Origin of the sequence: Kitasatospora sp. NPDC004745 (genome assembly GCF_042873275.1) — a bacterium.
Classification (GTDB): Bacteria; Actinomycetota; Actinomycetes; order Streptomycetales; family Streptomycetaceae; genus Kitasatospora.
Genome location: NZ_JBIALK010000039.1, coordinates 49,509 through 68,271 on the forward strand (window position 1 = coordinate 49,509; position 18,763 = coordinate 68,271).

An 18,763-nucleotide genomic window follows, 5' to 3' on the forward strand; every position below is an offset into this window, starting at 1 on the left:
CCCTCGCGGGCGGCCCGGAGGGGAACCCCCCTCAGACGGTCCGGGCGGCCCGGCCGGCACGCCCCCCGCCGGGCTCCGGTCCCCGGCGCGACGCGTGCCGGGTGGTCCGGGCCCGGGCCCAGGCGGCGAAGCAGACCAGCGCGGCGAAGCACGGCACCATCAGCACGCCGTAGACCACCAGGAAGCCGTCCGTCCCGAGGTCGGCGGCGGCGTTCCAGGTGCCGTGCAGGGCCATCGCGGAGAGCAGCCCGAGCGGTGCGGCCAGCCGGGAGAGCCACCGCCGGCCGCTGGTGAGGGCGACGGCCAGGCCGATCCCGGTGAGCGCGGTGAACAGCGGGTGCGCGAAGGGGGAGAGCAGCGCCCGCAGTACGAAGGTCTGCACGGTGCTGTCGAAGTCGCGCAGGCTGGGCGGGTCGCCGAGGCCGATGCTGTCCAGCCGCTGCCGCTGGTCGCTGGTGAAGGCCCGGCCCAGGTAGAGGGCGTTCTCGGTGAAGGCGAAGCCGCAGGCGGTCATCCCGCCGAGCACCACCCCGGCGGCCAGGGTGCGCGGCCGTGAGCGGCGGTGCGGGCCGGTGCCGGAGGCCGGGGCCGGGCACAGGTACGGCAGCGGGCGCAGGTACGGGCGCAGCCGGAGCCGGCCGGGGGCGGCCGGGCGGTGCGGGTGGGGCCGGGGGACCCGGGCCGCCGGCAGGCGGCGCAGCAGCGGGTCGCAGGGCCGCCCGGTGCGCCGGCCGTGGCAGCGCAGCCGCTGGCCGAGCGGCAGCAGCAGCACCAGCAGGGCGGTGGCCTTGGCGGTCTCCTCGATCACCGGGGTGGCGATGCCGGCGCCGAGCAGCTCGCCGAGCGCGCCCTGGTGGGCGGTGAGGTAGCTGGCGGTCCAGTTGTTGGCGAGGATGGCGACGGTGGTGGCCGCGCAGGCGCCCCAGCCGAGGCAGAACACGGTGTGCCGCAGTGGCACCCGGGCGGTCAGGTTGAGCCAGGCCAGGGCGCCGAGCACGAACGGCAGCGGCACCATCGCGAGGCCAATCCCGACCAGCAGCCCGACGGTGCCGGTCTGCCGCTGGACGAGGTGCAGGATCAGCACTCCGCAGCCGACCAGGGTGAGTACGGCGGTCGCGGTGACCGAGGAGAGCGCCACCGACCGCCCGCGCCGGGGCGGCGGGGCCGGGGCCGTGGGGAACGGGGCGTCCGGCCGGGACAGCGGACGCCGGGCCCTACGCTTCCGGGGCCCCGGGATGGTCCGGGTGTCTCCGGTGCGCGGGCCGGTCTCCGGTGCGTCGGCGGCGGCCTGGACGGTGGCCCGGGACCCGCCGCCGGACGGACTGCCCATGCGGCACAGGGTAGGCCACCGCACCCCCGGGTCGGGAGGACTCGGGACGAGTCGTCCGTCCGGGGCGCGCCCGAACGGTCAGCGTGCGGTGGCCTGTTCGAATTCCTGGCGGGGGTTCAGCGGCGGCGGAACAGCAGGTCGTGGACGACGTGGCCCTTGGCCAGTCCGGCCCGCTCGAACTTGGTGACCGGGCGCCAGTCCGGTCGCGGCGCGTAGCCCGGGACGCTGCCGTCCGGGTGGTCCGCGGGCTCCAGCCAGCCGGTGCCGTCGCCCTCGGGGTGCAGGTTCTCCAGCTCCGGGGAGTCGGACAGCACGGCGAGCATCTGCTCCGCGTACGGCTCCCAGTCCGTCGCGCAGTGCACCAGGGCGCCGGGTGCGAGCCGGGGCAGCACGAGGTCCAGGAAGGACGGCTGGACCAGCCGCCGCTTGTGGTGCTTGGGCTTGGGCCACGGGTCGGCGAAGTAGACCCGCAGGCCGGCCAGCGAGGCGTCCGGCAGCATGTCGCGCAGCAGGATCACGGCGTCACCGGCGGCCAGCCGGACGTTCTGCGACCCGTCGCGCTCCAGCATGCCCAGCAGGTTGCCGTGGCCGGGGGTGTGGACGTCGGCGGCGAGGATGCCCGCGGACGGGTCGGCGGCGGCCATGGCGGCGGTGGTCTCGCCCATGCCGAAGCCGATCTCCAGGGTGACCGGCAGCCCGCCGAACAGCTGCCGCAGGTCGAGCGGGCTGCCGTCGATCGGTATGCCGTACGTCTCCCAGCCCCGGTCCAGGGCGCCCGCCTGGGCGTTGGTCATCCGGCCCCGGCGCGGCTGGAAGCTGCGGATGCGCCGCTCGCGGTGCTGGGCCTCGGTGGCCTTGTGCGGGTACATCGGCGCGGGGTAGCCGGCCGGCGCGGCGGACAGCCGGGCGGACGGCGAGGGCTGGGGGATCGGGGCGGTGGCAGTCACAATCACCCGAGTCTACGGGGCCGCCGGCGGCGCCCGGCGGGGCCTGTGACGCGGCTCATCCGCCGGCCTCCAGCGCGGCCAGCGCGCGGCGGGCCACCTCGCGGCCGATCGGCAGCGAGGCCGTCGCGGCGGGGGAGGGCGCGTTCAGCACGTGCACCGTCCGGCGCGGGGAGCGCGGGTCGGCCGGGTCGAAGCCGGCGAAGGCGAAGTCGTCCAGCAGCGAGCCGTCCCGGGCGACGGCCTGGGCCCGCACGCCGGCGCCGGCCGGCACCAGGTCCTCGGCGGTGACGGCGGGCAGCAGCCGCCGGACGGCTTCGGTGAACGCCCGCTTGGACAGCGAGCGGTGCAACTCGCCCAGCTCGTACCGCCAGTGCCGCCGGGCGATCCGCCAGGCACCGGGGAAGGCCAGCGTGCCGGCCAGGTCGCGCGGCCGGACGGTGCGCCAGTCGTACCCCTCGCGGGCGAGGGCGGGCACCGCGTTCGGGCCGACGTGCACGCCGCCGTCGACGCCCCGGGTGAGGTGCACGCCCAGGAACGGGAAGGCCGGGTCGGGCACCGGGTAGACCAGGCCGCGCACCAGGCCCCGCCGGCCCTCGGCCAGTTCGTGGTACTCGCCGCGGAACGGCACGATCCGCACGCCGGGGTCGTCGCCGGCCAGCCGGGCGATCCGGTCGCTGTGCAGCCCGGCGCAGTTCACCAGCACCCGGCAGCGCAGCTCCCCGTCGGAGGTCCGCACCGTCACGCCGTCCGCCCGGCGGTGCACGGCGCGGAGCTCGCAGCCGGGGAGCAGCCGGGCGCCGGCCTCCCGGGCGAGCCGGGCGTAGGCGATCGCGACGGCGGGGAAGTCGCAGATGCCGGTGGTGCCGACGTGCAGCCCGGCCAGTCCGGTGACCTCCGGTTCGTACCGGGTGATCCCGGCCCGGTCCAGCTCGGTGACCGGGATGCCGTTCGCCCGCCCGCGTCCGGCCAGCGCGGCCAGCCGGGGCAGCTCCCGTTCGTCGGTGGCCACGATCAGCTTGCCGGTGACCTCGTGCCGGACGCCCTGTTCCCGGCAGAACGCCACCAGTTCGGCGGCGCCCGTCACCGCGTAGCGGGCCTTGTACGAGCCGGGGCGGTAGTAGACGCCGCTGTGGATCACCCCGCTGTTGCGGCCGGTCTGGTGCGCGGCGAAGCCGGGCTCCTTCTCCAGCACCGCCAGTCGCAGGCCCGGTCGGGCCCGGGTCAGCGCGTACGCCGTGGCCAGGCCGACGATCCCGCCGCCCACCACCAGCACGTCGACGTCGTGCGCCACCGCCAGCTCCTCGCCGTCCGTCCGCCCCCCGCCGCCGATGCTGCCACGCGGGGCGGGCCGGGTCGAGGGCGCGCCGGGCCCGGGGCGGGCGGCCCCCCGACCGCCCGTCCCGGGCCCGGCGCTCCGGCGGTTCAGGCCTCCCAGGGCCAGCGGGCGTCCCGCCCGGCCTCCAGCAGCGGGATGAGCCGGAACGCGGCGTCGCCGAGGCCGCCGAAGGTGTGCCGGTTCGCGCCGCCGCTGGGGCCGTGGCCGAGGGCGTAGCCGGCCAGGTTCCAGGTGTAGACGGGCACCGCGGCCGGCACCGCGGCGAGCGGGTCGCGGCCCCAGCGGCCGGGGCCGGTCTGCTCGTCGGTGACGATCACCACCCGGTCGTGGCCGCGGTAGTGCGCGCGGACGGCGTCCGCGGTGTCGGTGCCGCCGAGGCTGGAGAAGCGCTCCAGCACCCGCAGCACGGCCTCGCCCCGGGCGACCGGCACCACCCGGCTGGTGCTGCCGAACTCGACCAGGTCGGCGTCGGCGGCGCGGACCTTCAGCGCGGTGCCGAAGATCGCCGCCGAGTCGGCCCGGTTGAGCTGGGTCGGGCCGTCGGGCCGGTCGAACATCGAGCCGGAACGGTCCACCAGGATCAGCGTCCGGCCGGGCAGCGCGGGCACGTTGGCGAGCGAGTGGGAGAGCGCGGTCTCCAGCGCGTGCCCCCAGCGCAGCGACGGGGCCTGCCGGTGGGCGGCCAGGTACCGGAACGGGAACTGGCGCGAGCGCCGGACCTCCCCCGGGTCGGCGATCCGCCGGGCGACGTCGGCCGCGACCGCGTCCGACACCCCGGCCCGGTCGAAGTTGCGCAGGTTGCGCACCAGCGCCATCGAGCCCATCGACGGGATGACGGCCTCCCAGACGGCCGCGTCCAGCGGGCCCTGCAGCCAGCCTGCCAGCGCCTCCCAGGTCAGCCCGCCGGCGGCCACCCGCTCGGCGCCGCCGGGCCCCGTCACGGCGTCCCGCCGCTCGCCGACCGGCAGCGCGAGCAGTTCGCGGTTGGCGGTCAGCAGCGGGTCGGACGCGGGCGGGACGGCCTCCTCCGGCCGGTGCCGGCGGTCCAGCGCGTGCGCGAACAGGGCCCCCTGCCAGGGCTTCGCCGGGTCCGGGGCCGGGTGCGTCAGCTCCAGGACGTCACCGAAGCGGTAGCCCTTGCCCGGGGTGTCGTACTTCAGCAGCGCGCGGGCGTCGTAGAGGCGGCGGACGGCGTCCGCGACGCCGCGCTTGAGCGGCTTGGGCAGCGCCCGGCCGTAGCGCGAGGTCCAGTACGCGAGCAGCTCGCCGGGCTCGTCGGGGCGCCGCAGCACCGCGTCGACGGCCTGCCGGGAGTGGCCGTGGGCACCGGCGTCCAGCCGGGCCCGGGTGAACTCGGCGGCGCCGACCAGTGCGGCGGTCCGGAGCTGGGCGCCGTGGCGCAGCCAGCGCAGCAGCCCGAGGGTCCACTCGGGATCGGCGACGGCGAGTTCGCGCACCAGCGCGGCGTACCGGTCGTCGCGGTCGTCGGCGCGCTCGTGGAAGGTGTCCTGGCCGACGGTGTTGGCGACGGCGAGTAGGAAGAGCTCGGACCTGCGGTCCCGGACGTGGCCGGTGCCGCCGTTGTGGTTGCGGGCGCGCCGGCCGGTGGTGGAGACCGGCGAGGCCGGTGCGGCCTTGGCCTTGCGGACGTTGAATCGGGACATCGCGAAGCCCCCCTGGCCTGCTGGTTCGGAGCGGGAGGGAGGCGTGGCGGAGAGAGGGGTGCCCGAGATCGTGCCGGCCCGGAGGCCGACGTCGGCGGAGGTGTATGCCTTGTGCTCTACCCGGATTGAGCTAGCGGCCGCGCTCGCGCACGGCACGCCCGGGACTCGAACCCGGAACCGCAAGATCCGAAGTAACCCCCGCCTGCGCACCGGGCACCCCGGCGCTCAGCCCCCCGAGATCGGAGTCGGCCGCGGTCGATGGAGATCCGGCTTCAACGCGCCCCACGGGGGCACTCGACCGAAGTAACCGCTGCCGGCGCACCGGGAGGTGCGGAAAACGTATTCACGTGTGGGTGTCCAGAGATCGAAGGCGGCTGAGGTGACGTAGCTGCTCTGGCCACTGAGCTACACCGGCCCGAAGCCGGTGACGGGATTCGAACCCGCGACCTGCCCATTAGGAGTGGAAGTAACCCCGGCCTGCGCACCTGGACGAGAGAGACCATAGCCAGGCCCCTCCCGCCGGTGCATCCGAATTACCGCCGGGAGCCTCCCCGTCAGGCCGGGGCGACCGTCACCGCGCGGGCGCGTTCGGCGAGTTCGCGCACCCGGCGCTCGCCGTGGAAGGGCTCCAGGCGGCGCAGCATCTCCACCACGTACTCCCGGCTGCGCTGGGAGGAGATCCGGCCGGCCACCTCGATGGCGCGTTCGCCGGCGGCGACGGCGGCGTCCAGGTTGCCGGCCTCGGCCTCGGCCATCGCCGAGACCACCAGCCGCAGTCCGTGCGAGCGGACGTAGCCCTCGGTGGGCTTGGCCAGCGCCTCCCGGGTGAACTGGCGGACCTTGGCGGGCACTCCGAGGTCGCGGAAGCACTCGGCGGCGTCGGCGGCGAGGCGGTCGTAGGCGTAGAAGTCGATCCACGCCGGATCGGGATCCCCGGCGCGCGCCCGCTCGAGCGCGCTCTCCGCGGCACCGAGCGCCGTCGCGCACGCCGCCGCGTTGCGGGCCTTGGCCTGGGCCCGCGCCTCCACCAGGTGGAAGAAGCTCATCGTCCGGGCGGTCGCCAGGCCCCGGTTGCGCTCCAGGGCGGCCTGGGCGAGGTCCACCGCCTCCTCGGCGAAGCCCCGGTACCCGGCCTGCAGGCTCATCGAGGCGAGCACGTAGCCGCCGAGCGGCACGTCGGCGGCGGCCCGGGCGAGCCGCAGGGCCTGGATGTAGTAGCGCTGGGCCGCCTCGTGCTGCCCGGTGTCGAAGGCCATCCACCCGGCCAGCCTGGTCAGTTCGGCGGTCGCGCCGAACAGCGCCCGGCCCACGGTGTCGCTGTACGAGGCGAGCAGCAGCGGGGCCGCCTCGACCCGCAGGCACTCCGGCACCATGGACGAACGCCAGTCCCCGCCACCGTACTTGGAGTCCCAGCGGCGGGCCTCCTGGGCGGCCTCGCGGAGCTTGGCGGCGTCCGAGTGGCCGACCCGGTAGGAGGAGGCGTCGCTGGGGGAGCGCGGCACCTCGCGGGCCACCGAGCCGTCCGCCGGGGTGATCAGCCAGCGCGAGACGGGCGTCGCGTAGGCGGCCACCGAGAAGGTGCCGGCCAGGCTGTCGCTCCAGCGTCCGCCGCCGGGGCCGCGGCGCAGGTCGAGGTCGACCCGCCACAGGTCGGTGGCGGAGCGGACGGCCTCGGCGACGTCGCGCGGGAAGGCCAGGCCGAGTTCGGGGGCCGGGTCGGTGTCGCCGAGCCCGATCTCCTCCAGCGGTACCGGGCGGCCGAGTTTGCCGCCGATGGCGGTGGCGATCAGGTGCGGGACGGGCCCCTGCGGGACCATCCCCTTGCTGACCCAGCGGGCCACCGAGGTCTTGTCGTACCGCAGCGTCAGACCGCGCTGGGCGCCGAGGTCGTTGACCCGGCGGGCCAGTCCGGCGTTGCTGATCTGGGCGAGGGTCAGGAGCGTGCCGAGCCGTTCGTTCGGTCCTCGTGGGCTGACGGTCATGGTGGCGGCGGCACCTCCTGCGGCCTTGTGCGCGGGGCCCGGGCGGCACCGGGCCGTAGCTGCTGTACCTAGAGTAGTCGGACGCGTTCCGACGGTTAAGAGGCCGCATTCCGGATGGCGGGATCGCGCACCCGGCGGTGTCGCGCGGGCCGGGCGCCGGGGTTGGTCCGGACCACTCGGCGCGGGTGGGTATTACCGCGCGCCGGAGCGTCGTGCTCCGGTCCCGTGTTCACGTGCGCCCGGCCGTGCCCCCTGGCCCGACCGGCTGGTCGGCGATTCGCTGGTGCCCGTGGGTCGGCCCGCCGTCGAGGACCCGGCGGGCCGGGGGACACCGCCGCCTCCATCCCCGCGGGCGGTGGCTGGGTCCGGGAGGGCGTGCGGACGCCCTCCCGGACCGGGCGACGCCTTTCGGCCATCTCGCGATGCCCATGCCAAGGCGGTGCGGGGGGCGGTCCGGGCCGGGGAGGGGGAGGCCCGGCCCGCCCCGTCACGTGCGTGAGCACGTCAACACCCTTCGGTGGCAAGGGGATCGGCCACGGAACCGGAACCCCCGACACCTGCCACGGATGCGCCGACCGGTGGCACGATGTCTCCTGACGGCGCGCCGGAAACGGGGCGGCCGCCACGGCACGCCGCGGACCGGCGAGGAGCCGCCCGGCGGTGGACGCGCCGCTCGGGTGGAGGTCCTCGTCGGGTGGAGGCGCGATGCGGTGGCTGACGGGCTGGAGCACGGGCGCGCTCCGGGCGGGCACGCCCGCGCACGAGACGCCCGGAACGGTCGCGCCGATCGCCGCGCGCCCCCTGTGGACCGGCCCCGACCCGCTCTGGGCCGTCGGCGACTGGCGCCCCGAGGAGATCCGCCTCGCCACGCTCCGCCCCGGCGCGCCCGCCACCGTCACCACGGGCCCCACCGCGCCCGACCCCGTCGAGGACACCCCCGCCACCACCCGCCTCGCCGTCCTCGGCCACTGCGGCGCCACCGACGCAGAACTCGCCGCCGGCCTCGCCGCCGCCCGCGGCGGAGCCGTCCGCCACCTCACCGCCTGGCCCGGCAGCTACACCGTCGTGCTGCGCACCGGCACCCGCTCCACCCTGCTGCTCACCGACCTGGCCGGCGCCCAGCCCGTCTTCCACACCCCCTGGGCCGGCGGCACCGCCTACGCCACCGCCGCCCTCCCGCTCGCCGACCTGGTCGGCGCCCCGCTGGACACCGGCCACCTGGCCGCCCGGCTCGCCTGCCCCGAATCGCCCGAGGCGCTCGGCAGCGGCACCCCGTACCTGGGCGTCCAGCAGGTGCCGCCCGGCCACGTGCTCGCCGTCCGCGGCGGCCGTCCCTACCTGTCCGCGTACGACGATCCCGCCGTCCGCGAGCAGCCGCGCGACGAGGCGCCCGCGGTCCGCGAACTCACCCGCGCGCTGCTGGAGTCCGTCCGCTCCCGGGTCCGCACCACCGCGCCCGCGCCGCCCTCCGGCGCCGCCGCCCGCGCCCGGCTCGGCGTCGACCTCTCCTACGGGACCGCCTCCGCCACCGTCGCCCTGCTGGCCGCCGCCGTCCCGCTGCCGCCCGCACCCGCGAGCGCCGCGCCCGGGCCCGGCGCGGGCGGCGCCGGCGTCGCCAGGAACGGCGCGGTCAAGGGCTCCTGGGCCCGCGCCGCGGCCCGGGAGCCCGCCCCGCCGGAACAGCTGGCCGCCGTCACGCTCGGCGAGACCGAGCCGCCGACCACCCTGGCGCTCGCCCCCGACACCCCCCGGCTGCGGCACACCGTGCTCGACCCCGGCCCCGGGACCCTCCCGTACGCCGGGCTGCGGGCCGACGCCCCGGCCGGCCGGCTGACCGACGAGCCGGGCCCCGAGCTCGTCGCGGCCTCCCGCGCCGAGGCCCGCTTCGACGTCGGCGGCACCGACCACCTCACCGGCTACGGCGCCCGGCAGGTCCTGGACGGGCACCCCGCCCGGCTCGCCGACCTGATCCGGGCCGGGCGCCCGCGCGAGCTGCTGCCCCCGGTCGCCGCACTGGCCGGGGCGGACCGCGCCGTCGCGGGGGTGCTGACCGGGGCGCTGCGCACCCCGCTCACCGTGGTCCGGGCCGCCCACCGGCTCTCCCGGGTCCGGTACGCCGAGGCGCTGGACGACGCGGCGGCCAAGCTGACGGCCCGGCACGTCCCGGGCGGGGCTGGCACGGCGGGGGACCGCTCTGCCGGTGACCTCGCCTGGTGCGTCCCCGGCCCGGCCGCCCGCTGGCTCTCCGACGAGGCGCTCTCCTCGGTCGCCCTGCGGCTCCGACTGGCGGCGCGCCGACCGGCGCCCGAGGAACATCCAGGCGCGCACCGCGCCCGGCACGCCCTCCACCGGCACGCGCGCTCCTACCGCACGCTCGTCCACGCCGCCGAGCAGCCCGGCCAGCGGCTGCACGCGCCGTTCCTCGACAACCAGGTGGTCCGCGCCGCCCGGCTGCTCCCCGACGACGTCCGGCTCCAGCCCGGCGCCCGGCACGCCCTGCTGCACGCCGTGCTCACCGGCGCCGGACGCACCGACCTGCCCCCCGACTGGGGCCGCGGACCGCGCCCCGACCGCACCGCCCCCGCCCGGGCCGGCCTGCGCCTCGCCGCGGACGGCATCGCCGAGCTCTTCGACGCCCCGCTGCTCGCCGAGGCGGGCCTGATCGACCTCTCCGCCGTCCGGGCCGGCCTCACCGACCCCGCGACCCCGCTCTCCCCGGCGGCCCTCGCCGGCCTCGCGGAGCTGGTCTCGACCGAGCTCTGGCTCCGCCGGGTGCGGGCCCGCCGCCACGGCGCCTGCTGGACGGGCCTGCCGGTGGCCCGCCCGCCGGCGCTGGCCCCGGTCCGGTTCGGCTGACCGCCGGCGGGCGGCGCGGATCAGCCGGGTGGGCGCGGGTCCGGCGGTCCGGTGCGCGGTCGGCCCGCCGCGGCGCGCCCGGTCCGGGACGGCGGGGCTCGGGGCCGGCGCCGGGCGATGATGGCGGGGCGGAGCCGGTCCGCGGGTGAGGAGGTCGTGGTGGCCAGCGTGAGCGCGGAGGAGTCCGTACCCGTGGTGCTGTCGGTGCTGGGTCGGCCGCCGACGGGCCGGCCGCCGGGGGTGCTGGCCGCGTGCGACGGGTCGGACGGGTCGTTGTGGGCCCTGGACCGGGCGATGACCGAGGCGGAGCTCTTCGGCCTGCCGCTGTACGTGCTCGCCGTGGTCAACCCGGCGCCGGCCGGCTATCCGCCCGGGATGGCGGAGCTGGTGCAGGAGAGCGTGGAGACGCTGGTCGAGAGCATGGCGGACGGGCTGCGCCGTGCGGTGGCGGCGGTTCAGCGGCAGCGCGCCGAGCCGTTCGCCGGGGAGATGTCGCTGCACGTGGTGCTGGGGAACGTGATCGAGGTGCTGCTGGAGGCGTCGACCCGGCAGCACACCATGGTGCTGGGCACGCGGGGGAACGGGGGCTTCGCCCGGCTGCTGCTGGGTTCGGTGAGCGCGGCGGCCGTGCACCACGCGGCCTGCCCGGTGCTGGTGGTCCCGGCGCCCGTCGAGGCCTGACCGCGGACGGACGGTCGCCCGGGCGGACGGACCACCGGACCACCGGACCACCGGACCACCGGGCAGTCGGGCAGTCGGGCAGAGGGACGGCCGGCCGGCGGTGTCGGGAATGTACCGAGATGGTTCATCGTTCACCTATCCCGACAAGCGTCCCCCGCCCCCACCCCTGGAGCCCCCTTCATGAAGGTCGAGATCTGGTCCGACATCGCCTGCCCCTGGTGCTACATCGGTAAGCGCCGTTTCGAGGAGGCGCTGGAGGGCTTCCCGGGCCGGGAGGGCGTCGAGGTGGTCTACCGGCCGTACCAGCTCGTCCCGGACGCGCCCGCGACGGCGAGCCCGCACCGCGCCTGGCTGGCCGAGCGCTACGGCCCGCAGTCCGTGGCGATGGACGCCCGGGTGGCCGAGCTGGGGCTGGCGGAGGGCATCGCCTACGACTTCGACGCCGCGCTGCACGCCAACACCTTCCTGGGCCACCGCCTGCTGCACCTCGCCGAGACCGAGTACGGCCCGGCCGCCCAGGGGCGGCTGAAGGAGGCCCTGCTGAAGGCGCACTTCACCGACGGCGTCGACGTCGGCGACCGCGCCGCGCTGGCGGACGTCGCGGTGTCCGCCGGACTCGACCGGGACCGCGTGACGGCCTACCTGGCCGGCGAGGAGGGCGCCGACGAGGTCCGGGCCCAGCTGGCCGAGGCCCGGGAGCTGGGCATCACCGCCGTGCCGACCTTCGTGTTCGAGGGCAAGTGGGCGGTGCAGGGCGGTCAGGAGGCCGACACCTTCCGCAAGGTGCTGGAGCAGGTCGCCGCCGAGATCGGCGAGCGCCGGCCGGCCCCGGTGCAGGTCGCCCCGGCCGGGGAGGCCTGCGCGGACGGCGCCTGCGCGATCTGACCCGACCCGTCCCGCCCGCCCCGGTCCGACCGGGGCCGCTGACGCACCCCGCCGGGGCCCGCCTCAGGAACACCTGAAGCGGGCCTCGGCCCAGTCCGCCACGTTCAGCGCCGACCAGACCCCGTGCACCGGTGTGACCACCAGCCGGATCGACCGCTGCCCGGCCAGCGGTACGTGCACCGGGACGGCGTCCTCCCCGGCGGCCAACGGGCGGGAGCGCCACAGGACGTCGCCGTCACCGCCCTGGACGGTGAAGACCACGCCGCCGGGCGACAGGGTGGTGTCGTCGACCCCGGCGACGGCGTCGAAGGACGTGCAGCCGCGGTTGAGGTCGATCACGGTGGTCGCCGGGGCGCGCACGGTCACGGCGTGCGGGTGGCGGTCACCGGCGATCCAGGCCCCGGCGCGCTGCCAGAACCAGTCGCTGCCGTTCTGCCGGATGCTGGGCCCCTCCGGCGGCACCCGGTTCCGGCCGGGCTTGACCACGGGCAGCGAGTCGGCCCAGAAGTCGGTGGGAGCCGGCGGCGAGGGCGGGACGACGGTCGGGGTGGGCACCGGTGGCACGGTCGGCACGGGGACGTCCGGCGGCTCGGGGGTGGGGACGGCCGGCACGGTCGGCGTCGGCACGGGGGACGCGACCGGGGTCGGCTCCGGCTCCGGGGTGCGGGTCGGCTCCGGGGCCGGCGTGGCCCGCGGGGTGAGCGGTGCGGCCTTCGGCCTCGTCGGCGCCGCGGTCGGGGTGGGAGCGGGGGCGCGCGTCGGCCGGGTGACCGGCTCGGCGACCGGGCTCGGCGCGGGCGGCTCCGGCTCCGGTTCGGCACTGCTCGGGGCCGGCGCGGGGACGGGCGGCGCGGGGGAGGGCGCCACCGGACTCGGGGCGGCCGGGGCGCTGGTGACGGCGGGAGCCGCCGCCGGGGGCAGCGGTTCGGAGGATCCGGTGAGCGCGTACGCGGCGACGGCGGCCGCGGCCACCGCGACGGCGGCGGCGATCCCGGCCTTGGCGGCGGCGCCCAGGCCCTCGGCGGCCGCGGCGGCCGCGCCACCACCACCGCCGGAGCCCGCGGTGGCGCCCGCGCCGGCCGCCGCGGCGCCGGTACCGGCGCCGGCCGAACCGGAGGTCGCCGCAGCCCCGCCGGCCACCGCCCCGCCGACCGCGGCGGCCCCGCCGACGGCGGCCGCCGCGGCGCCGAGCCCGCCGGCCCCGACCCAGACGAGCACGCCGCCGGGCAGCAGCGCGCGCAGGCCGGTGTTGATCTCGGTCAGTTCCAGGCAGGCGGCCGTGCAGCGGTCGCACTCCTGGAGGTGCCGCCCGACCTCCGCCGAGGCGCGCTTGCGCAGCGAGCCGCGGGCGTACGCGCCGAGCCGGTTGGCGTACGCCGCGCAGGAGCCGTCCTGGCTGCCGGAGATGTGGGCCTGCAGGAAGCCGGCGGCGAGCCGGTCGCGGGCCCGGTGGGCCTGGACGGCGGTGGCGTTGGCGGTCTTGCCGAGCATCACCGCGACGGTCTTCGGCGACTCCCGCTCGACCTCGGTGTGCCAGAGCACCACCCGGTCGTCCTCGGGGAGTTCGGCGTACGCCTGCATGACCATGCGCTGGTCGGCCATCGCCATCGCCCAGGCGTCGGCGCCCGGGTCGGCGAGGTCGAGGTCGACGACGGCGGCCGAGGTCTGGGCGAACACGCCGAAGTCGTCGACGAGTTGTTCGCGCCGCTCGCTGCGGGTCCAGGCCGCGGCGACGTTGCGCACGGCCGTCAGCAGGTAGGCGCGGACGGCGAACTCCGGGCCCTTGCCCGCCCTGAGGGCCTGCAGGGTGCGGGCGAACACCTCGCCCGCGAGGTCCTCGGCGGTGAAGCTGTCCCGGCAGCAGGTGCGGGCGTAGCGGCGGACGGATTCGGCGTGCCGCCGGTAGATCTCCTCGTACGCGGTGTCGTCGCCGGCCCGGACCAGGGCGGTCAACTCGGCGTCGGAGGGCGGCCGCTCGCCGTCGACCGGGTCGGCGGGGGCGGGCACGGTGGGGCGGGCCGGGCGGCCGCCGCCGACGAAGGCCTCCGGGGCCACACCGCCCCGGCCGGCCGGGGCCTGGCCGGGCACCCGGCCGGTGGGCAGCGCGGCGGCGGAGGCGGAGAGCGACTCACGGCTGGGCATGCCGGCCTGGTCGGGGACCTGTCCGGTGGTCGGGCCGGGGGCGCCGGGCGCCTGGGCGTGGCCCGGCCCGTGGGCGGGGCCGCCGGAGGCGGCGGCGGGCCCGTCGGCCGGACGGCCCGGCCGTCCTCCGGGGAGTCCTCCGGACGGACCGAAGTCGAGGCCGTACCCGTACTCGTTCTGTTCCTCGGCGCTCACAACGGACCCCAGACTCCACGACAGCCCCCGAAGCGTGGCAGAGCGTGCGGGAGCGCGTGGGCGCGCTGTTCCCCGCTGTACGGCGCCGACGGCGCGCGAAGGGCGCGCATCGGGACATTGGCTCCAACCACGGGCAAAGGATGGCATAGCGCAGAGGGGGGCGGTAGCCGGACCCACTCTTCCGAGGGGTGGTCGCGGATGTGTTCGCCCGGCGCGCGGCCGCGGGGTGCGCGTCGCGGTCATCCGGCGCGCCTCGCCGGAGCGCGCGCCGGTCAATCGTCCAACTCCCTTGCCCGCCGGGCCCGTGGGCCGACCCGGCGGTGCCGCGTCAGCGCGCCCGCAGGCCGTCCAGCAGGATCTCCAGCAGACGGTCCGAAGGCCCGGACGGCGGTTGACCCTCCGTCTGCGGAGCACCGGCCGAGAAGCCGGCCGCGTGCGCCGGCACCGTGCGGGCCGCGTGCACCGGGACCGAGGCGGTGAGCACCAGCACCACGTCCGACACCGTGACGCCGGGCCGCAGTTCGCCCGCCGCACCGGCCCGGGCGACCAGCGCCGCCAGCAGCTGGAGCAGCAGCCGCGGATCGGCGTCCGCCGCCGACGGCTCGGCGGCCGCACCGCCCTGGGCGTCATCGCCGCGCAGGTCGAACCGGACGGCGGCGGGTTCGGTGACCCGCTGCCCGGGCACCCGGCCCAGCTCCTCCGCGTACCGGAACGCCTCCGGCGGCAACAGCCGCCCGGCACCGGTGTGCACCGCGCGGGCCAGGTAGCCGGCGAGTGACTCCCACGCGCCGTCGCCGCCGTAGAGCGACTCCCGCGCCTGGGCCGTCAGCCAGGCCACCTCCTCGGCGGCGATCCGCTGGACCAGCACCTCCTTGCTCGGGAAGCGCCGGTAGACCGTCCCGACGCCCACCCCGGCCCGCCGCGCGACCTCCTCCATGGGCGCGCCGTAGCCGAACTCGCCGAACACCTCGCGGGCGGCCCGCAGCACGCTTTCCAGGTTCCGCCGGGCGTCCACCCGCAGCCTGGCCCCGGGTACGGGCGCGACGGCCTGCGGCAGCTCCGACCGGTAGGGGACGGCCGCGTAGGCCGTCCCGGTGTGCGGCGTCAGGTCCACCGGGCCGCGTTGCTCCGGCACCATGCCCTGACCGGTGTGCGGTGCACCCGCCCGTCCCAACACCTGCTCCTGTTCCATCATCCCAACTCTCCCCCGCAGGCGCCCGAACCCGGACCCTGTCGTCGCCCGCCCCTGCACCCCCCGGTGCAGCTCAGCCCGTCATTGATGACCCGATGACCCATCGCTCGTGCCGCCCGTCCCGTCCCTGGTGACCACGGTTCGTGCCGCCGGTCCGGTTCGCGTCCGGCCCGGCGCGTCGGCACCGTCCGGGGCCTCGTCCGGGAACTACCCTTCCCCGGATGACTGTCCCGCAGTCGGGTTCTCGTGCCAACGCTGGAACTGGCCGTAGTGGCCGCTCCACGGTGCGTCGCCGCCGATTGTCATGGCGGTAGCCGCTCCAGCACACAATCCGACCATAGTTCACGGCCGTTCGCGGCCGAAAGTGCGTCAGAAAGTCGCCCGGGCAGCACAAGTGGCCACACCCGGCACTCCCGCCCCATCCGGCCCGGTACGGACTGTGGACAAGACCGCCCCCGCCGGTCCTTCATAGGGGGGCGTGCCGGGGGACACCCCCGACCGCGAGGCCGGGACGAATCGTCACATCGGCAGGAGGCGCACCATCAGGATCCTGATCGCCGGCGGCGGCTGCGCCGGGATGGCCACCGCGCTGCACCTGCAGCGCGGCCTGCGGGAACGGCTGCGGAAGGGCGAGGTGGAGATCACCGTCGTCGAGCCGCAGGCGTACTTCACCTACCACCCACTGCTGGCCGAGGTCGCGGCCGGCTCGATCGACCCCCGGCACGTGGTCGTCCCGCTGCGCCGGGCCCTGCCGCACTGCCGGGTGCTGACCGCCCGGATCACCCGGATCGAGCACGCCGCCCGGCGCGCGTTCGCCGACGCCGCGAACCCGGGCGACCCCCCGGCCCCGGTCGAGCTCCCCTACGACCTCCTGGTGGTGGCGCCCGGCTCGGTCTCCCGCACCGCGCCCGTGCCGGGCCTCGCGGAGCACGGCCGGGGCTTCTCCACCGTCGGCGAGGCGGTGAGCCTGCGCAACCACGTGCTGGACCAGCTCGACCTCGCCTCCGCCACCCGCGACCCCGCGCTGCGCCAGTCCGCGCTCACCTTCGTCTTCGTCGGCGGCGGCTACGCGGGCGTGGGCGCGCTCGCCGAGCTGGAGGACATGGCCCGGCACGCGGTCCGGGACTACCACAACGTCGCCGTCGAGGACCTGCGCTGGGTGCTGGTCGAGGCCACCGACCGGATCCTGGCCGAGGAGTCGCCGGAGCTGGCCGAGCACACCCTCGGCCAGCTCCGCGAGCGCGGCGTCGACGTCCGGCTGCGCACCACGCTGGAGTCCGCCGTAGGCCGGGTCGTCGCGCTCTCCGACGGCAGCCGCTTCGCCGCCCGCACGCTGGTCTGGACGGCCGGGGTGCGGCCCTCCCCGCTGCTGCGCGACACGGACCTGCCGCTGGACACCCTCGGCCGGGTCCGCTGCCTCGCCACCCTGCAGGCCGTCGGCCCGGACGGGCGGGCGCTGCCCGGTGTCTGGGCGGCCGGCGACTGCGCCGCCGTACCGGACCCGGCCGCGGACGGAGCGCCCTGCGCCCCCAACGCCCAGCACGCCTTCGCCCAGGCCGAACTGCTCGCGCGGAACATCGCGATCGCGCTGGACGCCGGCCCGCACGCGCCGCAGCTCGCCGAGTACCGGCCCGGTCGCGCCGCCTGTTCCACCTCCCTGGGCCGTCACCGCGCCGTCGCCCACACCCGGGGCGGCGGCCGGCTGACCGGTCGGCGGGCCTGGTGGCTGCACCGGACCCGGCACCTGCGGCGGCTGCCGAGCGCGGACCGCCGGGTGCGGGTGCTGATGGACTGGGTGCTGGGCGGGCTGTTCTCCCGCGAGGTGGTCTCGCTGGGCGCCGTGGAGCACCCGCGTTCGGAGTTCGAGGCGGGGTTCGGCCGGCGGCCCGACGGCGGCCCGGAAGGCCCCCGGTGAGCGCCCCGGCGCCCGGGCCGGGGCGCGGATCGGACGACCACGCCGGGCGGGCGACTTCCGGAATCGGGCCCTCGCCTGACAGGATCAGCCCAACCTAGTCATTACCCCGTGTGTTGCCATGCACACAAAAAGTGATGATATGCCTGGAAATCGAGGAAGCGGCCGTCGTTTGAACCTCATGCGCTGGAGCGCCCGGCTCACCGGAGTCCCCCGGCGTGCCGCCCCGCCCACCGGGACCGGCACCGACGACGGCGCGCCCGCCACCGACGGGGTCGTCGTCCCCAGCCCCCGCGACCCCACCCACCTCTCCGGTCCGGCCGAACTCCTCGACCCGCACAAACCCCAGAACCTGCGCGAGGTCCTCAACCGCATCCCCGCCCCCGTGGCCGTCACCTACGGCCCGCACCACCAGCTCGGCTACGCCAACCGCGCCTACCGCGAACTCTTCGGCGACCGCACCACCGGCCTCCCCGCCGGCGAGGCCCTCCCCGAACTCGGCACCATGGGCGTCCTGCCCCTGATGGACCAGGTCATCCGCAGCGGGCGGCCCCGCAGCGTCAAGGCCCGCTGCATCCTCGGCCTCACCGGCAACCGCTACTACAACGTCTCCTGCGTCCCGCTCGGCCCCGGCGACACCGGCGACGACGGACACCCCGCGGGCCCCGCGGACACCCCCGGCGACGGACCACCCGCCGGCGTGCTGATCTTCGCCGCCGAAGTCACCGACCAGGTCCTCGCCGCCGCCCGGCTCCGCGAGGCCGAACGCCGCCAGCGCGAGGCCGCCGTCACCCTCCAGCGCAGCCTGCTCCCGCAGAAGCTCGACCAGCCGGCCGACCTCCGGGTCGCCGCCACCTACCAGCCCGGCGGCGCCGAGGCCGCGGTCGGCGGCGACTGGTACGACGTCATCGCCATCGACGGCGGCCGGACGGCCCTCGTGATCGGCGACGTCATGGGCCGCGGACTGCGCGCCGCGGCCGTCATGGGCCAGCTGCGCACCGCCGTCCGCGCCTACGCCCGCCTCGACCTGCCGCCGCACGAGGTGATGCGCCTGCTCGACGGCCTCGCCATGGAGATCGACGCCAACCAGATCGCCACCTGCACCTACGCCGTCTGGGACCCGCACCGCCGCACCCTCTCCTACGCCTCCGCCGGCCACCTCCCCATGCTGCTGCGCTGCCCCGACGGCACCGTCCTGCGCAGCGAGGAGCAGAACGGCCCCCCGCTCGGCACCGGCGACGGCCTCCACGTCTCCCACACCCTGCGCCTGCTGCCCGGGACCACCGGCGTCCTCTACACCGACGGTCTGGTCGAACGCCGCGACGAGGACATCGACCAGGGCCTCGACCTCCTCGCCCGCACCCTGACCGGCGCGGTCGGCGCACCCGACGTGATCTGCGCCCGGCTGCTGCGGGCCATGGGCGTGACCTCCGAGCACGACGACGACGTCGCCGTGCTGGCCTTCCACCTGCCCGCCGAGCAGGCCGGCACCGGCACGGAACCGGGGCTTGACTCGGCTCCACCCGAGGTCTAGTGTTCTTCGAGCTGCCTGGCAGGGAGCACCGGACACGCATCGGCGCGGACGGTCCCGGGGCAGCCAATCCTCCGAAACACCACTTCCCGGCTCGGGCTGGGTCGCGC

General features: G+C 77.1%; 11 protein-coding genes, 1 tRNA gene and 1 pseudogene. 5 read left to right on the plus strand and 8 right to left on the minus strand.

Going from position 1 to position 18,763, the window contains the following annotated elements:
• Positions 1 to 31: 31 nt before the first annotated feature.
• The 6 genes from ACFYUY_RS37360 to ACFYUY_RS37385 form a co-directional block, all read right to left on the minus strand.
• Positions 32 to 1,330 carry a PrsW family intramembrane metalloprotease gene (locus ACFYUY_RS37360; protein ID WP_387907571.1) on the minus strand — a complete coding sequence of 433 codons (1,299 nt, stop codon included), beginning with the start codon at positions 1,328 to 1,330 and terminating at the stop codon, positions 32 to 34.
• A 116-nt stretch (positions 1,331 to 1,446) separates the two neighbouring features.
• Entirely contained in the window at positions 1,447 to 2,277 is an 831-nt protein-coding gene (trmB, locus tag ACFYUY_RS37365) for a tRNA (guanosine(46)-N7)-methyltransferase TrmB (protein WP_360218576.1), read from the minus strand.
• A 55-nt stretch (positions 2,278 to 2,332) separates the two neighbouring features.
• Complete coding sequence (gene lhgO, locus ACFYUY_RS37370) at positions 2,333 to 3,568, minus strand: L-2-hydroxyglutarate oxidase (protein WP_387907575.1); 1,236 nt, start codon at positions 3,566 to 3,568, stop codon at positions 2,333 to 2,335.
• 131 nt (positions 3,569 to 3,699) lie between these two features.
• Entirely contained in the window at positions 3,700 to 5,277 is a 1,578-nt protein-coding gene (locus tag ACFYUY_RS37375; protein ID WP_360218581.1) for a TROVE domain-containing protein, read from the minus strand.
• Between the two features lie 419 nt (positions 5,278 to 5,696).
• A tRNA-Ser gene (locus ACFYUY_RS37380) sits at positions 5,697 to 5,754 on the minus strand.
• 77 nt (positions 5,755 to 5,831) lie between these two features.
• Positions 5,832 to 7,259 (minus strand): MFS transporter, encoded by a 1,428-nt coding sequence (locus ACFYUY_RS37385; protein WP_387907578.1) that lies wholly within the window; start codon positions 7,257 to 7,259, stop codon positions 5,832 to 5,834.
• A 705-nt stretch (positions 7,260 to 7,964) separates the two neighbouring features.
• Here ACFYUY_RS37385 and ACFYUY_RS37390 point away from each other — a divergent pair.
• The 3 genes from ACFYUY_RS37390 to ACFYUY_RS37400 all read left to right on the plus strand — a co-directional run bounded on the left by ACFYUY_RS37390 (position 7,965) and on the right by ACFYUY_RS37400 (position 11,681).
• Positions 7,965 to 10,115, plus strand: coding sequence for an asparagine synthase-related protein (locus ACFYUY_RS37390; protein WP_387907581.1), 2,151 nt, complete (start codon positions 7,965 to 7,967; stop codon positions 10,113 to 10,115).
• A 159-nt stretch (positions 10,116 to 10,274) separates the two neighbouring features.
• On the plus strand, positions 10,275 to 10,796 hold the full coding sequence (locus ACFYUY_RS37395) for a universal stress protein (RefSeq protein WP_360218590.1): 522 nt from the start codon (positions 10,275 to 10,277) through the stop codon (positions 10,794 to 10,796).
• A gap of 180 nt (positions 10,797 to 10,976) precedes the next feature.
• Positions 10,977 to 11,681, plus strand: a complete 705-nt coding sequence (locus ACFYUY_RS37400) for a DsbA family oxidoreductase (protein WP_360218593.1) — start codon at positions 10,977 to 10,979, stop codon at positions 11,679 to 11,681.
• Between the two features lie 63 nt (positions 11,682 to 11,744).
• Here ACFYUY_RS37400 and ACFYUY_RS37405 read toward each other — a convergent pair whose 3' ends face one another.
• Positions 11,745 to 14,018: a sigma-70 family RNA polymerase sigma factor gene (locus ACFYUY_RS37405; RefSeq protein WP_387907585.1), complete on the minus strand. Its 2,274-nt coding sequence runs from the start codon at positions 14,016 to 14,018 to the stop codon at positions 11,745 to 11,747.
• A gap of 328 nt (positions 14,019 to 14,346) precedes the next feature.
• Positions 14,347 to 15,213 carry a TetR/AcrR family transcriptional regulator gene (locus ACFYUY_RS37410; RefSeq protein ID WP_387907588.1) on the minus strand — a complete coding sequence of 289 codons (867 nt, stop codon included), beginning with the start codon at positions 15,211 to 15,213 and terminating at the stop codon, positions 14,347 to 14,349.
• A 475-nt stretch (positions 15,214 to 15,688) separates the two neighbouring features.
• Between ACFYUY_RS37410 and ACFYUY_RS37415 the strand changes: the two genes are divergently transcribed.
• Positions 15,689 to 17,125 carry an NAD(P)/FAD-dependent oxidoreductase gene (locus tag ACFYUY_RS37415; RefSeq protein ID WP_387907591.1) on the plus strand — a complete coding sequence of 479 codons (1,437 nt, stop codon included), beginning with the start codon at positions 15,689 to 15,691 and terminating at the stop codon, positions 17,123 to 17,125.
• Positions 17,126 to 17,294: 169 nt separating this feature from the next.
• Positions 17,295 to 18,611, plus strand: a pseudogene (locus ACFYUY_RS37420) (PP2C family protein-serine/threonine phosphatase); the annotation flags it as partial.
• Positions 18,612 to 18,763 lie beyond the last annotated feature (152 nt).